Source organism: Pedobacter folensis, from assembly GCF_056490665.1.
Genome location: NZ_JBWJIF010000003.1, coordinates 822,112 through 837,536, shown reverse-complemented (window position 1 = coordinate 837,536; position 15,425 = coordinate 822,112). Strand labels below are relative to the sequence as shown.

The 15,425-nt window shown below is 38.4% G+C and carries 15 protein-coding genes; 7 read left to right on the top strand and 8 right to left on the bottom strand.

The features are described 5' to 3' along the window. Nucleotides 1-461: 461 nt before the first annotated feature. Nucleotides 462-2,165: an FAD/NAD(P)-binding protein gene (locus AC04QZ_RS18230; RefSeq protein ID WP_478358918.1), complete on the bottom strand. Its 1,704-nt coding sequence runs from the start codon at nucleotides 2,163-2,165 to the stop codon at nucleotides 462-464. A gap of 416 nt (nucleotides 2,166-2,581) precedes the next feature. On the opposite strand from AC04QZ_RS18230, the gene AC04QZ_RS18225 reads away from it, so the two are divergent. Next, nucleotides 2,582-3,151, top strand: coding sequence for a DUF1543 domain-containing protein (locus AC04QZ_RS18225; protein ID WP_478358917.1), 570 nt, complete (start codon nucleotides 2,582-2,584; stop codon nucleotides 3,149-3,151). Nucleotides 3,152-3,164: 13 nt separating this feature from the next. Here AC04QZ_RS18225 and AC04QZ_RS18220 read toward each other — a convergent pair whose 3' ends face one another. The 3 genes from AC04QZ_RS18220 to serC all read right to left on the bottom strand — a co-directional run bounded on the left by AC04QZ_RS18220 (nucleotide 3,165) and on the right by serC (nucleotide 6,537). Then, complete coding sequence (locus AC04QZ_RS18220; protein WP_086545328.1) at nucleotides 3,165-3,956, bottom strand: lacto-N-biose phosphorylase central domain-containing protein; 792 nt, start codon at nucleotides 3,954-3,956, stop codon at nucleotides 3,165-3,167. Between the two features lie 350 nt (nucleotides 3,957-4,306). Then, nucleotides 4,307-5,428, bottom strand: coding sequence for a DUF1015 family protein (locus tag AC04QZ_RS18215; protein ID WP_478358916.1), 1,122 nt, complete (start codon nucleotides 5,426-5,428; stop codon nucleotides 4,307-4,309). An 11-nt stretch (nucleotides 5,429-5,439) separates the two neighbouring features. Continuing rightward, nucleotides 5,440-6,537 (bottom strand): 3-phosphoserine/phosphohydroxythreonine transaminase, encoded by a 1,098-nt coding sequence (gene serC / locus AC04QZ_RS18210; protein ID WP_478358915.1) that lies wholly within the window; start codon nucleotides 6,535-6,537, stop codon nucleotides 5,440-5,442. Nucleotides 6,538-6,862: 325 nt separating this feature from the next. Here serC and AC04QZ_RS18205 point away from each other — a divergent pair, with 325 nt between their 5' ends. Then, nucleotides 6,863-7,330: an Lrp/AsnC family transcriptional regulator gene (locus AC04QZ_RS18205; RefSeq protein WP_086545325.1), complete on the top strand. Its 468-nt coding sequence runs from the start codon at nucleotides 6,863-6,865 to the stop codon at nucleotides 7,328-7,330. 53 nt (nucleotides 7,331-7,383) lie between these two features. Here the strand turns inward: AC04QZ_RS18205 and AC04QZ_RS18200 are convergent, their stop codons facing one another. From AC04QZ_RS18200 to AC04QZ_RS18190, 3 genes are read right to left on the bottom strand one after another with little or no spacing between them, the layout of a single operon-like run. Further along, the gene (locus AC04QZ_RS18200) at nucleotides 7,384-7,971 is read right to left on the bottom strand and encodes a pentapeptide repeat-containing protein (protein ID WP_478358914.1); all 588 of its coding nucleotides are present in this window, start codon (nucleotides 7,969-7,971) and stop codon (nucleotides 7,384-7,386) included. Between the two features lie 11 nt (nucleotides 7,972-7,982). Further along, nucleotides 7,983-8,318 (bottom strand): DMT family transporter, encoded by a 336-nt coding sequence (locus tag AC04QZ_RS18195; protein ID WP_478358913.1) that lies wholly within the window; start codon nucleotides 8,316-8,318, stop codon nucleotides 7,983-7,985. Between the two features lie 2 nt (nucleotides 8,319-8,320). After that, complete coding sequence (locus tag AC04QZ_RS18190) at nucleotides 8,321-8,863, bottom strand: TetR/AcrR family transcriptional regulator (RefSeq protein WP_478358912.1); 543 nt, start codon at nucleotides 8,861-8,863, stop codon at nucleotides 8,321-8,323. A gap of 115 nt (nucleotides 8,864-8,978) precedes the next feature. Between AC04QZ_RS18190 and AC04QZ_RS18185 the strand changes: the two genes are divergently transcribed. Further along, on the top strand, nucleotides 8,979-9,224 hold the full coding sequence (locus AC04QZ_RS18185; RefSeq protein ID WP_478358911.1) for a hypothetical protein: 246 nt from the start codon (nucleotides 8,979-8,981) through the stop codon (nucleotides 9,222-9,224). Nucleotides 9,225-9,268: 44 nt separating this feature from the next. Here AC04QZ_RS18185 and AC04QZ_RS18180 read toward each other — a convergent pair whose 3' ends face one another. Beyond that, complete coding sequence (locus AC04QZ_RS18180; RefSeq protein ID WP_086545324.1) at nucleotides 9,269-9,898, bottom strand: DUF4159 domain-containing protein; 630 nt, start codon at nucleotides 9,896-9,898, stop codon at nucleotides 9,269-9,271. Between the two features lie 101 nt (nucleotides 9,899-9,999). On the opposite strand from AC04QZ_RS18180, the gene AC04QZ_RS18175 reads away from it, so the two are divergent. The 4 genes from AC04QZ_RS18175 to AC04QZ_RS18160 are packed head-to-tail and all read left to right on the top strand — an operon-like array spanning nucleotide 10,000 to nucleotide 15,423. Continuing rightward, on the top strand, nucleotides 10,000-11,046 hold the full coding sequence (locus AC04QZ_RS18175) for an AAA family ATPase (protein ID WP_478358910.1): 1,047 nt from the start codon (nucleotides 10,000-10,002) through the stop codon (nucleotides 11,044-11,046). Continuing rightward, nucleotides 11,046-11,933 carry a DUF58 domain-containing protein gene (locus AC04QZ_RS18170; RefSeq protein ID WP_478358909.1) on the top strand — a complete coding sequence of 296 codons (888 nt, stop codon included), beginning with the start codon at nucleotides 11,046-11,048 and terminating at the stop codon, nucleotides 11,931-11,933. The genes AC04QZ_RS18175 and AC04QZ_RS18170 overlap by 1 nt, the downstream gene beginning before the upstream one ends. Before the next feature lie 3 nt (nucleotides 11,934-11,936). Further along, entirely contained in the window at nucleotides 11,937-13,304 is a 1,368-nt protein-coding gene (locus AC04QZ_RS18165) for a BatA domain-containing protein (protein WP_478358908.1), read from the top strand. Next, the gene (locus AC04QZ_RS18160; RefSeq protein ID WP_478358907.1) at nucleotides 13,291-15,423 is read left to right on the top strand and encodes a hypothetical protein; all 2,133 of its coding nucleotides are present in this window, start codon (nucleotides 13,291-13,293) and stop codon (nucleotides 15,421-15,423) included. The genes AC04QZ_RS18165 and AC04QZ_RS18160 overlap by 14 nt, the downstream gene beginning before the upstream one ends. Nucleotides 15,424-15,425: the final 2 nt, after the last annotated feature.

The window sequence follows — 15,425 nt, the reverse complement described above, 5'->3', positions numbered from 1 at the left end:
ATTATTAGCAAATTTGTAATTAAAAAAAGACATAACGAAAATTAAGCGCAAACGTTTGTTTGTTTTAAAAAAACTTCATTTTTACACTCGTAGAGGCATTTTTTTTATTAAAAAAGTTTTATTCTGATATACTATTTTTAAGTAATTTTAAGATAAGTCTATCAAAAAGATTAACAATAAATTAATAAATTACTTTTCAAAAAAACTGCTGTTTATAATCTTGAAAAACAGCAAATCATAAACCGTTTTACTAACTGTATTTTCAGTAGAAACGCTGTTAGTCGGGATTTGTAATCCCGACTTAAGAACTAAGGATTTCTAATCCTTAAAAAGAATTAACCATGCAGATTATAAATACACAGCACAAAGGTCAAGATCGCAGATCCTGACCAACTAGCGTAAAGTATAGACAACGTATTGTTAGTGTATCAGTATTATTTTTGGCAGGATTTATTCGGTACTCAATTTAAAATACTGCTAAGTACCGCCTCAGATGCGGCTTCGCAGAAATCGATTCCGGAATAATCGGGATTGTAACCACCAATGTACGGAACAGCCATAATATAGATTCTTTTATTCGCCTCCCCTGCTTCATCAACCACCTGAAAATGATCGGTAATGGTGATACCGGGCACCGTTAAAAAATAAGTATTGCCTTTCTTTGTCACCAAATCATTATGCTTCATTTCTTCCTTCCCATTTTCAGCAGACTGGAATTTTAGCTTTGCCGGACTTACCGTTCCATTGGTAATTAAGCTTTTAAAAGGAAAATCATCGAAAGAAAGGTGCGGCTGGCCAACACAGTCGATAAAGGTATCGAAGTGAACGGTAACCTTTTTATCATCCAACGTATAATGATAATCTGCACCGCCAGTTTTTAACGGTTCTACCTTTGCATCATCTCCAACGGCAACAATGTTTAACACGCCAGCCTCGTAAAGTGCCAGTAATTCTCTGCACGAGCTTTGTGGCACAAATGCAATTACAATAGAGATTAATGGCATCAATACTTTTTGGAGCCGCTCCATATCTTCGGCAGACAAATATTTGGCAGGATAATTCATCGCAAAGCTTAAAACAGCCAAAGCTTCTTTCCAATAAATGGATTTACGCTTCTCTATCGATTTTTCAGCTTCATCATATTCTTTTTTAAAAAGATCGAAAGGTTCCATTTTTTCCCTGAAACCCATCATGGCCCCTACAAATTCTTCCAGGTTCATGTTTTTGATCTGCGCATAAAAGGCCGGATCTTTTTCGATAAACATCTCTTTAAAATTCTTTTCGAATACAAAATCCAATGGTAAAAAGCCTCCGTTTTCGGCTATGCTCGCCTGAATTTCAGCTTTGCTCAGCGTTTCTTCTTTGCCCAAATGCGAATCTTCCAGATGAAAACGAATGGCCGGTAATAAACCACTTCGCGAGTGCATTACAATTTTAAAGCCTTCGCTTTCTAAATGATAACGATAGGTTCCATCTTCATTGTCTTCAAACTTACCATTTTGCCTGGCCAGTGTTCTTAAGGCATCAATAGCCGTTAACGATGAGCCCATGATGCCAACAGCGTGATTGAGCTTTAACGATATCTTCTTTGGTGGATAAGGCGAATCGAAATAGTTGGGAATACGACCTTCATATTTCTTTGGCCAATTGTGTCCGGTACAGATAATAACCTGGTCGAAATATGCCTTACCATGATTTTGAATACTTACAGCCACTTGATTATCTTCAGGAAAATCGACAATATCTTCTACCACACATTTTAAATGTACATTGGTTTTTATCCCTTTTTTCGCCGCTGCATCTTTCAGCAGATTAAACTGCGCAGATAAGTATTCTCCAAAAAACAATCTGGGCAATACTTTATACTCATTAAATTTCGCTTCGTTGATGTTAAACTTTTTTAGCACTGCTTTAGGCGCAATTTTTACCCAATCTTCTATAGAATTATAAATGATTGGAATTTCATTGTCTGATACATTGGTAATATGTTCTACATTAGCGCCTTCGGCACTATAAGGCATACCGGCACCTAAATAATCCTTACGTTCGAAAATGTCTATCTCAAAATTGGCCGCTTTTGATTCTGTTAATCTTTTATACATGAAAAGACCACTCGGCCCACCGCCAATAATGGCAATTCTTTGTTTTGCTGTTTTAGTATCCATTTATAATTCATACAATCTTAAAAAAGGGAAATTGTTTTGTTTTTTTGCCACGGAAAGACAGCGCGCAGTGATTAATCAGTTTAATTTGTCATCCTGCGGAGTAATTTATTCTATAAAAATTAATATTAAATGACAGGAAAGTCTCTGCATCTAACTCCAATAAGTTACCGTCATTTCGAGCGGAGTGCAAGACAGTCGAGAACCACGTTGTGCTCAGCGGAGCTAAATCTGTCTTAATAGATCTCTCCGCTCCACTGCGTTTCGGTCGAGATGACGCTATCTTTTTTAACGCTGTCAATGGTAGAGGTCAGACGATCGGTTTTAGGTGTTGTCATCCCCTGTGGTTAAGAGAAAATCAAAATTACCAAGAACCAATTCTGCTTATTACTGTTAAAAGAAAAGTCAACAAATTAAATATGGATACACCGCAACCAAAATTATATATGCTTTTATTGGGATCGAAAGCACCGAAAAGAAATGTAGAACAGCACGATTATTTCTTTGGCATTGCACATTCGCTTAAAGCACTGGTTCCCGAAATTAAAGCATTTTGGCCAGAAGCAGGAGCCAGTATCCATGTAGATGGCTGGCGGGAAGTGAAAAAGGTTGACAACTATGAAATCAACATTAAATTAAGAGATAGCCACACGCCTCTTTCTACTGATAAACTCTTTTTTATTAACCTTGGCGGCTACCAATCGAACAAACTATATGAGCAACATTATATTGTTTTATCAGTTCATGACGAAAGGGCCAAAGCCATACAAGAGGCAAAGAAAACTGTATTCTTTAAAACAAATTCAATAAAAGGTGCCAATGCGCATATTGACGAAAAGTATGGCATTGATGTAGATGATATTTATAAAATTGAAGATATTTTAAGTGAAGAATCGAAACAAAAATACCATATTGAAATAAAACCATCTTCAGGTGCTTTACCTGAAGATGAAATTCATTTGGGTTATTTTAAACTGGATAAACTTTAACAGTATTACAGGGTTATTTTTTCGACAGTTTTTTTAGCCATGCCACTAAATCAGCGGCTGCTTTATCATTTTCGAAACCCATTTCTTTTGGTAAACGTCCGTTAACATATTCGTCATACAACCATGGATCGGCAATGGCAATTGCGGTTCCTTTACCATATTTAGCAGAAGCAATCACTGTTGCATTAGCTGCATTTTTCAACACCGGTTTTGCACCGGCTTTGGTTTCAATGGAGCAAACATCTTTCATAAATATTTTCTGCGCCGTTTTAAATACAGGATTGTTTTTGATTGAAATGGCACCATCATCAAAATGTTTGTCATCAATAACGTGATTTTGCATCTCATTGGTAAAATGCATGCCAAACACATTGGCTAGTTTATTAAAGTGTGGCAACTCTACGTTTGCACTATCATTGGCAAACATTACCAATACACCACCTTGCTTTACCCACGCCGAAATTTCAGTGATATCTGCTGCCTGTATATAATTTGGTTTTGGGTTTTCTTTTGGTCGGTCAGGATCTACAATTAGATATACATCAGTACCTTTTAATTTGGCTACAGTAGGTGCTGTTTCTAAAGAATCTAACTTAAAACCCTGTTTTTTAAATGCATTGCCGAAAATAGAAAAACCACTCATTGCCTGCTCACTCCACAAGTAATGAAAACGAATTTCTTTACCCTGCTTATCTTTACGGGTTTCGCGATTAAAAAAATAATCTAAGGTAACAGTTTGTGCACTTGCCAGGATAGATGAACAGGTTAAAACAGAAAGTATGCAAACTCTAAAAAGCATTTTCATAAAACATATCGGGTTAAATTGTAAATATCAATAGCCCAAAAGTATAAAATTTAACCATAATCAAATTGTTATAATCAACCTACAAAGGCTTAATAGATATAAAACTTACGCCATATTAAACTAAATTGATTTACCACAACAAAAAAAATACACCAACGCGATTAAAATCGATTATCGGTTTAGAGCCAATGCAGATAATCGTGTTCTCCGTCATTTTTTTTCTTGTTTACTTTAAGTCGTTTTTTGCATAAAGCCACAATAAAGAAAGCAATGATCAGAAAGGTAGCGCCTATTTGAGCTATACTTTCTAAATCGAGATCAAACATATGGTTAGTTTTATAAGTTTAACACTAATTTACCCGTACCTGCTCAGCTTTTGCCGTTATGGCTACTGAACTACTTGCCATAAATCCCTGAGGAACCTTGGGTTCTATCCAGGTAGATTTCGGCGGCAAAAACTCAGCATTTTCTGCAGCTGTAATAAACGCATCTGCCGTCATCGGAAAAAGAGAAAAGCCAATGGCGCTTTCATCACTGTTCAGCGCTGTAAGAAATTGAGCCCATTTACAATCCGGAAAACAGGTTAATCTTTCGTCTTCCTTCGGTTTATTAATCCCCAGCACAGCTGACAGGATTTTATCTTGTAAAATAACCGTATCAGGCACTGCTGATAATGCCATAGAAGCCTGATTTAAATCCAGCTGATACCATTCGCCTTTAAAACAAAGCCCTAACCTATTCTTCTGATCAGGTTTATAAGCTTTGTTATTGGGGATTTTTGAAACATAATAATACTGTTGGAGTTTTTCCATCAACAGTGAGTAAGAAATATCTACCCCCGTAACCACTCTATGAAAGGCACCTATCGAAATAACATCAGCAGACACAAATAGCGAACTGATCTGCTGAGGTGAGTTTTTCTGCAATGAACAGGCTGCTTCCAGGCGATGATGGCCGTCGGCAAGGTAAACCGCTTCAAGTTTCGTAAATTCTTGCACAAATTTTTCAATAACATCTTCTTCCAGTACCTGATAAAGAAAATGTTCCATCTGCGACCATTCGCTTGCCAAAGGTTTACGCGTACGCACCACAAAATCAATAAGCGCATCTAAGGTTTTGTCTTTTTTATGCACCAATAAGATTGGTGATTTTTGCGTTGCCTTATTTTTCCGATCTGTTTTAAGTGATTCTACTTTCGACGATACGGTTTCTTCGTGCCTTTTAATGGCATTTACGGGTGTTTGAGAAAGATCGGTTGCTGCCCAAATTCCCCGCATTGCACCAAACTCACCACGAAACTCGTAAACATAAATAGCCGGCCGCTCATCCAAAGGACATCCAAATAAATTGAGCAGGTCTTCAAAAGAAAGCTGTTCATTTTTATGCACCTTACCATTTACCTGATCAGAAATCATCAGGTCAAATATGTCTTTGCCTGGCTGTAATGCCTTTAGTGGAGAGATTTTTATCATCTTTTAACTGATTATTCGAGTTCAAGAACTGTTTTATCGCTGTATATTTTTTCAAAACTGGCCATCGCATTTACCAATACTTCAACACTCGATAATGGGAGTGCATTGTAAAGCGAAGCCCTAAATCCGCCAACTGTTCTGTAACCTTTTATGCCTACAATTCCTTGATCTGCCGCAAATTTTAAGAACTCGCCCTCTACATCTTTATTAACCGCCAGAAAAGTAACGTTCATTCGGGAGCGGTGTGCAACATCGGCAGTGCCATAAAAAAGCGGATTTCGGTCTATTTCGGCGTATAATAATTTTGCTTTTTCTATATTTCTTTGCTCTATCCCGCTTACACCGCCCTGATCTTTAAGCCACAATAAATTAAGCATGGCTACATAAATGGAAAAAACCGGTGGTGTATTGTACATGCTCATATTATCGCGGAATACCCTATAGTCCATCATTGATGGGATTTCTTTTTTGGCCTGATTAAGAAATTCATTTTTAGCTATCACGAGTGTCATCCCGGCCGGTCCCATATTCTTTTGGGCACCTGCATAAATGAGATCAAAATCGCTAACATTAATCTTCCTTGAAAAAATATCTGATGACATATCGCATACCACGGGAACGCCGTTAGGAGAAAAATCAAATATCTCTGTTCCTTCAATCGTATTGTTTGAAGTATAGTGTATATAAGCAGATTCGTGATCAACATTAAACTGATCAGGGATATAAGCGTAATCTTTATCTTTCGAAGAAGCAACCAGCTCAACTTCACCAAATAATTTGGCTTCTTTAATGGCTTTTTGTGCAAAATATCCGGTATCAAGATAAGCAGCCTTTTTTCCTGCGCTCAAAAAATTCATCGCCACCATAGCGAATTGTGTACTGGCCCCACCTTGTAAAAAAAGCACGGAATAGTGATCAGGAACAGATAATAACCCGCGAACCAAAAGCTGGGTTTTAAGCACCACATCTTCAAATTCAGGCGATCGGTGAGAAACTTCTAGAATAGATAAACCCATCCCACCCCAGTTGATTACGGCCTGAGCAGCTTGTTCCATTACAGATGACGGCAATATGCATGGGCCGGCACCGAAGTTGTGTTTTTTATGCATGAGAAAAATAATATTCGGTTAAATTAATTACAATGTAAAGATCAGTAGTTAAGCAAATTATACCGCAACAACTTATTTTTTTGGTAAAAATTATTTTTTATCAAACCCTTAACATCCTAAAAATTTGGTTTAGCACTTCAGGAAAATAAGTTGACAGAATATAATTTTTATTTGCACTCCATAATTTTCACTATTATTGTAATATATACACTAAGTAGCTTTTTAAATAAGAACCATAAATTAACTTAAATATACCTTATTTTAACTATTTTTAGGCTTCACAAAAGCAAACAAAATAGAAACAATTATACACTAAGTATTTTACATGCAACCTCAAAAAGTTGATCAGACTGATATCGAAATCCTAAATCTTTTACAACGTGATGGATTATTAACCTATAAAGAAGTTTCGGGAAAGCTTAGAAAAAGCATGACCCATATTGTAGAGCGCATTAAAAAACTGCGGACAAACGGCTACATCAAATCAACAGTTGCCATTGTAGATATCGATAAACTGAGGTCTCATTTTATAGCCTTTCCGCACATACAGCTTACCATGCATTCGGAAGATATTGTAAGGGCATTTAAGGCCGAAATGGAAAAATACCCCGAAGTGATGGAATGTTATCATCTTACCGGACATTTTGATTTTATGCTTAAGGTAGCCATGCCCGATATGGTCTCTTACAACAATTTCCTCAGAGACAATATAGGTGCCCTGGCTTATGTAGGAAATATCCAAAGCTTTTTGGTGCTGAATCAATCGAAAGCCGAAACCGCGTATGCTTTGTAGATTGGTTAACCGATTAATTGTTGAAATCGGTTAATCGATTCCAAATTAGCGGCCTAATCCTCAATATCCAGTTTGAAGTGGTCCAATAAGCCCGAAAGGTTAGTTGATGAAAATCTGGCTTTCTTCATGTTGTTCAACGCAGGGTCGAAAGAAAAATTTCTTGCGGTGCGGAAATCAGTTTTCTCCAGAATTGTCCTGTTAAAAGATGTGGCCGTGAGGTCGCAATTATTAAAAACAGCTGAAGATAAATCGGCCGATTCGAAATCGACTTCCTTTAGCGAGCAGTTAATAAAATTTGTTTTCCTGAGCTTGGTACCATAAAAAACAGAATAATCCAAAATGCAGCCCTTAAAAGAAAAGGAGAACATAAATTTATTGCAGGTAGAAAAATCAATACCCAGTATTTTACAATTTGTGAATGTAATGTTACTAAAACCTGTACCTGTTACCTGAGTGAGCGAGAAATTACAATGGCTAAATTCACAGTCAACAAAATCGTTATAGCTCAGTTCACTTTTAGAAAAATCGCACCTTATAAATTCACACTTAATAAACTCTCGCTTTTGCAGCTGTTTACCCGCGTAATTGATATCGATAAAAGTTTTATTTTGATGAACGGTTGTTTCAGCAGGTTCTTGCATACAAATTAGCGCTAAATTTTAATGGGAAGTTGATTTGGAAAAACATTGAGCACCACTACCCCTGCAACAATAAGACTAATACCTATAATGGCGCCAATATCTAACTTATTTTTAAAAACAACAACCGATATTATTGCGGTTAATACAATACCCAGACCTCCCCAAATGGCATAAGCTGTGCCGAGTGGAATCGATTTTAGGGCAATGGACAAAAAATAAAAACAAAGCAAATAGGCTACAACTGTTATGGCCGATGGAATGAGTTTGGTAAACTGATTGCTGGCGTTTAAAAAGCTCGAACCAACTACCTCTGAGATAATGGCCAGCGCCAGAAAAAGATATTTCATATTTAAAGTTTAATGAGTGTTTCTAAAATCTGTTGTTTTTTCTTGTCACTGATATCATAAACACCCAGGTTATCCGAATACCATAATCCATCAGCAACAAGCATCACAATCAGGTGTTTTATACCTTGCTCGCTATCATCACCATTACCAATATGAGTACTAAACCATTCATCCCAGCCTTTACGGTACTCGGGATTGATGAGAATAACCTGAGTGATAATTTTCATCGTCCTCCTATAAAACAGGTCGTTACTTTTACCAATAATAAAGCGCAGGTAAGCCAAACTGCCTACCTCCTTTGATGACTTTTTTTCTTCTACAATCCACTCGGTAAGCTCTGCCAAACTTTGGTTCATCAATTCTTTTAGCAGATCTTCTTTGTTACGGAAATGGTGGATAATGCCCCCCTTGCTCAAACCCGTTTTATCGGCAATGGCCTGAAACGTAACGCGATGCCAATCTAATGCGCCGATTTCTGCGGCGGCTGCCAAAATAAGTTGTTTGCTTACCTCAGGCTCTTTTTTTCTTTTATAGGGATTTTCCATATCACAAAGATACCGAACGTTTGGTTTGTTTACAAATTATTCTTACGTTTGCATTGACAAAAGATCAGTTTCAGCTATGGATTGGTCTTGAAAATCCATTAATTATTCCTAAAATATGCCCAGATACATCACCATCATCTCTACCATTATCGAATCGGGCAGAGATACCGGTTTAATTGCTTTGGCCGTTGCAGGCCTGCAGGATATTTCAGAATGGTCTATCGATCTAGAAGATTGCGACAAAGTAATCCGCATTGTTTCGGTAAAGGATATCAGCAATGAGTTTTGCGAAAAATTGGCGCTGTTTGGGATAAAAGCATCGGTAATGCAGATTTTTGATGATCGTTATCACCTGATGTAGTGCGCTAAACCTGTCAGATGGTAACATCTAACCGCAAAAAAAAGCTAACTGTTAATGCCCATGGCGTACAGGATAATATTTACCCCAAATTTGGTATTGTCTTCAGCTAAAAAGCGTTTATTCCTGAAATCGTAGTCCCACTCGCAGCCATAATCTTTATTGCTATACAACACCCCTATCCTGTTGTTAATGGTGATGGCTTTCAGGTAATCGTGCACCAGATCGTCGCCCCAACCGTTTAACTCAAAAGAAGTGGTAGGCGGTCCCTTCTCAAACTTGAAAAAAGAACTATAAATGCCGTGGTTATTGGGAATTTTCTTCAAAGCTTGTGGACCGAAAAGGTTGCTCATCTGTGTTTCGAAAGAGCGGGCGAATAAACCATCAATATCGTGGTTACAATCATCTACAAAAACGAAACCGCCGTTATGCACATAAGTTTTGAAATTTACAGCTTCCTGCTGGCTAAATTGAACCAGTTTGTGTCCGCTTAGATAACAGAAAGGATATTTAAATAAATCGCGACTGCTCAATTCTACAATTTTCTCCTCTTCATCTAAAGGAATAGTGGTATACTCCAGCAAAGAATTTAACAAATTAGAAGGCATCCGCTGATCGGTATCCCAATCGCCAGAATTATATTTTAACCTCGCAAATGTAAATTTAGCTCTTTGCACAGCCTAAAATTACCTTCATTTTTCATTAATTGTATTTTTTAACCAAATTATCTTGTAAATTTTTTGATATTCTTTCCACAGGGCTAAAACTATCTGCCAATATGCGCTATATTGAAGCACAATATCGTTATACTAAAAAATCAACCGTTTTGGAGCGTTCAGAAAGCAACCTAAAAATATTGATCGATAAGATCTCCCTGTTAAAAAGCGAAATACAGAAAGTAATTGTTGGCCAGGATGTGATCATTGAAGAAATGCTGATTGCATTAATGGCTGGCGGACATTGTTTACTCGAAGGCGTACCAGGCCTGGCGAAGACTTTAATGGTAAGAACCATGTCGCAGGCTTTAGATCTTTCTTTTAGGAGAATCCAGTTTACGCCCGATTTAATGCCCACCGATATTGTAGGCACCGAAATACTGGAAGAAGACCATGTAACCGGAAAACGTTTCTTTAAATTTAATAAAGGCCCCTTATTTGCCAATATTATTCTGGCCGATGAGGTAAACAGAACCCCACCAAAAACTCAATCGGCCTTATTAGAAGCCATGCAGGAATTTGAAGTAACCTATGGCGGGCAAACTTACCCTTTAGATCGGCCATTTTTTATCCTGGCCACCCAAAACCCCATTGAACAAGCCGGTACTTATCCCCTGCCAGAAGCCCAGTTAGACCGGTTTCTGTTATATATCAAAATCGGTTACCCTACCGCAGCAGAAGAAACACAAATTTTAAGCAGTACCACAGGCAGCAAGAAAGCAATAATCAACCCGATTGTTGGAGCTGAAGAAATTAAGGAACTGCAAGCCATTACCCGCGAAGTAAGCATCAGCGATGACCTGATTACTTATGTAAGCGAAATGATCCGTGCTACACGTCCTGATACCACTACTGTAAATTTTGTAAAAGAATGGGTGCGCTGGGGCGCTGGCCCACGTGCCGGACAGGCGCTGATTTTAACGGCTAAAGCAAGGGCCCTGTTTAAAGGCCGGTATGCTGTAATCATGGAAGATTTACAAGCCATGGCTTATCCGGTATTGCGTCATAGGGTATTAATGAACTTTAAAGCGGAAGCGGAAAATGTTTCGTCAGACAAAGTAACAGACGAACTGATTAAAGCCATTTCGAAACCAAAATCGAATATTTAATGCAAAAACTGCTCGATCCGAAAATATTGATGGCCATTAAAGACCTGTCGTTATCGGCTAAAATGACGATTGACGGGTTTATGAATGGCATAAATAAAAGTACTGTAAAAGGTCCGGGATTGGAGTTTAGCCAATACAGAAGCTACCAGCCTGGTGATGACCTCCGCTCGCTCGATTGGAAAATGTTTGCCCGCTCAGACCGTTATTACATTCGAGAATCGGAAGTAGAAACCAATATTGCCATACGAATAATCATAGACGCTAGTGCTTCGATGAGCCACAGCGACGGTGATTTCACTAAAATAGATTATGCACGGTATCTTGGTGCATCGTTAGCCTACCTGGCAAATTTACAGGGTGATGCCATTGGTTTATATGTGCTTAAAAATTCGGGCATCTTTTCCATGATAGCCAAACAGGATTATCAGCATTTGGCCAGGTTATTTTACCAGTTGGAGCAGATTAATCCTGAAGGAAAGTTCACCAAACCCATTCGCTACAAAGAGCTGTTTACAGGTACTCAAAAACGCGAACTGCTTATTTTCGTTACCGATCTTTATCAAAGCGATGATGAGATTATTAAATTGCTGGATACTTTAAATACACTTCGGCACGAAATTATAGTCTTTCATGTACTCTCAAGAAATGAACTCGACCTGGATTTTAAAGGGTATAGTACATTCGAAGATCTGGAAACAGGCGAAACCATTCAGATTGATCAGGAAAAGGCTCGTGTGAATTATAAGACCAAACTGGCCGTTTATTTAGAGGAAACAAGAGTTAAAATGCTCGACAGAAGAATTTTCTACCGAACCATTTGTACTGATGAGCCTTTAGATCAGGCATTAAGAGATTTTTTAAAACAAAGAAGTAAACTTAGAATTTAAACTGTGCAATTTTTATATCCCATAGGTTTAGTGGCGCTGGCAGGATTAATTATTCCGCTCCTAATCCACTTGTGGAACGTTAAACAGGGTAAAACGGTTAAGATTGGCAGCATTGCATTGCTGGGCGAAAGCTCGAGGGCAAGTTCCAAAAGCTTTAGAATTAACGACTGGCTTTTATTGGTTTTGCGCTGTTTGCTTTTGGCACTACTGGCATTTCTGCTGGCGCAGCCATATCTAAAAAAAAATATTTCAGGCAATAGTAAAAATGAATGGATTCTGGCAGATAAAGCCACTTTTCCACAGGTTTTCAAAACACATAAAAAGACGATCGATTCATTGCTAAAAAAGGGTTATGAAATTCACGATTTTAATGTGGGTTTTACGCCATTAACCTTAAAAGATACTGCTGGTGAAGTAAAACAGCGCAATAATTTAAATTACACGGCCTTACTGAGCGCAGCGAATCATTTTGTTCCCGCAGGTGCAAGCGTTTATCTTTTTGCAGACCGGCGCTTAAACCATTTTGGGAACGAATGGCCAAGCCTTAGCTACAAACTCAAATACATCCCCTTAAACCAAACGGATACCCTGAGCAGTTGGATTGCCAGCTACGCAGGAAAGAAATATGAGGCAAAATCGAATCCATCCAATACCACCTACGAAGCTTTAAACCCGGCAGATGAAGTGCCAGTAAACATCGCTATACATGAAGGCTCAGGCATTGAAGATGGTAAATACCTCATTGCTGCTTTAAAGGCCATTGGCAGCTTTACAAAACGGAAAATCATCATTAATCCTGCTTCCGGAAAGGTAGCTATTGGTTTCTGGTTATCGGATGATCCGGTTACTCCAATTTTTAAATCTTCAATCGCAGCCAGTGGAAACTTGTTTCAATATGAAAAAGGGAAAGTAATCACCTCACCATCTGCCCTTAACCTTTATGGTCGCCACATTAAATGGAGTAAAAGGGTTGTTTCGAATAATCAATCAGAAAAAATATGGACCGACGGCTTTGGAAATGCAATATTGACCAATGAAAAGGTAAATAATCTAAATACATTTCATTTTTATAGCCGGTTTAATCCGCAATGGAATGAACTGGTTTGGGATGGTATATTTGTAAAAGCATTAATGCCCCTGCTTTTACAAGATAAAACCCCAAATGATTTTGGTTTTGAAGACCATCCTAATGATCAGCGACGTTTATCTACCGCTCAAAATAATGTCTTCGAGATCAACAAAGCCCAATCGGCCACAAAAAGTACTCAAAATAAAGCGCTTGGCACTTTATTTTGGATCGCTGCCTTATTGATTTTGGTTACCGAACGTATTTTATCATTCAGAAAAAAACCGAATTATGTTAAAAGCTGAAGGACAAAACTGGATCAGTAACCTAAGGAAAAAGTGGATTAGCTTTTACCTGATCAGCACCTTTGCAATTGCTTTGGCTATCGCCCTGGTTTTATCGGTTATTGGTGTGTACCTGCTGCATTTTTCACCATGGCTTTTTGCAATTGTTTTTCCTGCGGCTCTGGCTGTTCTTTTGTTCAGGAAACCCATTTGGAAAACCACCAACCATGATGTTTCGAGATTCGTCAATAATCAATATCCTGAACTGGAAGAAAGTGCCGACCTTTTGCTTCAACAGGAGACTGAATTATCGATCTTACAACAATTGCAACGCAATAAGATTGAAAATATCCTCCCAGGCCTTCCACAACCTAAAGAACCAGCCAAGAAATTATATCTGGGTTTGGGCATTTTGCTTGCGGCTTTATTCATCAGCTTAGCGATCAGCAAAATCCCCCTGCTCAAAAAAGAACCTTTAAACTTTCACGAAAAGCTTAACCAAATTCCCACAATCAAAGAAAATATCCCGGCAGAGATTTCCGATTTCAGCGCAACCATTATTCCTCCAGCCTATACTGGAAAAGGAGAACGCAAACAGAAACAATTTACCATCACCGCCGAAACAGGTGCTCAAATAAACTGGAAAATAGAGACGAATATTGGCATCAAAAAACTGAAACTGATCTTTAACGACAATGAAATTGTTTCGTTAAAACCTTTAAATAAAGCAAATACACAATGGGTTTATGCCAAAACCATTAACAAATCCGGCTTTTACCAATTGGAACTGGATGGCAAAAAATCAGATCTCTACCAGATGGAGATCATACCCGATTTGCCCGTTACAATTAAAATTACACAACCCAAACAGCATACCACAATTGATATCGGTCAGCCACAAAAAATTAACCTGAACGTATCACTTACAGATGATTACGGTATCAGCGATGCCTTTATATCGGCAACCATGGCCAGTGGCAAAGGCGAGGGCGTGAGTTTTACCGAAAAAAAATTATCCTTCAATACCAGTTTTGACAACCGGAAGAACATTTCGTTAGGTAAATTAATTGACCTGAAAAACCTCGGCATGAAACCCGGTGATGAGCTTTACTTTTTCATCAAAGCGATGGATAATCATGGTCAGTCGAGCCGGTCGGATGTTTATTTTGTTTCAATTGTGGATACCGCAGAGTTAATGAGTTTAGCAGGCATGACCAATGGTGTTAACCTGGTTCCGGAATATTTCAGGAGCGAAAGGCAAATCATTATTGATACTGAAAAATTGCTCAAAGAACAATCGACGCTGCCTGTTGCAACTTTCAAAACCAGAAGCAATGATCTGGGTATCGATCAAAAGCTGTTGCGATTGCGGTATGGACAGTTTTTGGGTGAAGAAAACGAAACCGAAATCGGCGGCGATCATGATGACCACGATGAACATGCCGGACATAAGGGAGAGGGTGAAAAATTTGGTGATGTGACTGAAATTATGGATAAATACGCCCACAAACATGACATTGCCGAAGATGCTACCTTTTTTGAACCGGAAATGAAGGCACAGTTAAAGGCTGTTTTAACTGAAATGTGGAATGCCGAACTTCGTTTGAGAACCTATAAACCTCAGGAAGCATTACCATACGAATATAAAGCGCTGAGGCTGCTCAAAGACCTGCAGCAAAAATCCCGGGCTTATGTGGCTAAAACTACCGTAAAAACATCGGCATTAAAACCCGAAAAACGCTTAACCGGCGAACTGGATAAGATTACGCAACCCGTACAGAAAATGTCATTTGAGCAAAAAGAAAAAAGGACCACTTCTTTTAAAACAGTACTCGCCTTGCTGGAAAGCAGAAAAGCAGGCAAAAAGTTTAGTGAACAGGATCAATTTTTACTCAGCGAAACAGAGAAATACATGATTGGTGCTGCAGCCGATCATCCTGCTACTTATTTAAATGCCTTAAGCAGTTTAAGGAAGTTAAGTACGGACAATAAGCTGGTGGTTAAAGACATCGACCTGGTTCAGCAAGCCATACAAAAAATGATCAATACCGAATCGGCCAAACCGCAAACACAAAGCGCCGGCCCGGCTTCGGCCTTGTACCAAAACTATTTTAATAACCTCAACAAAACCGGCAGATAGAT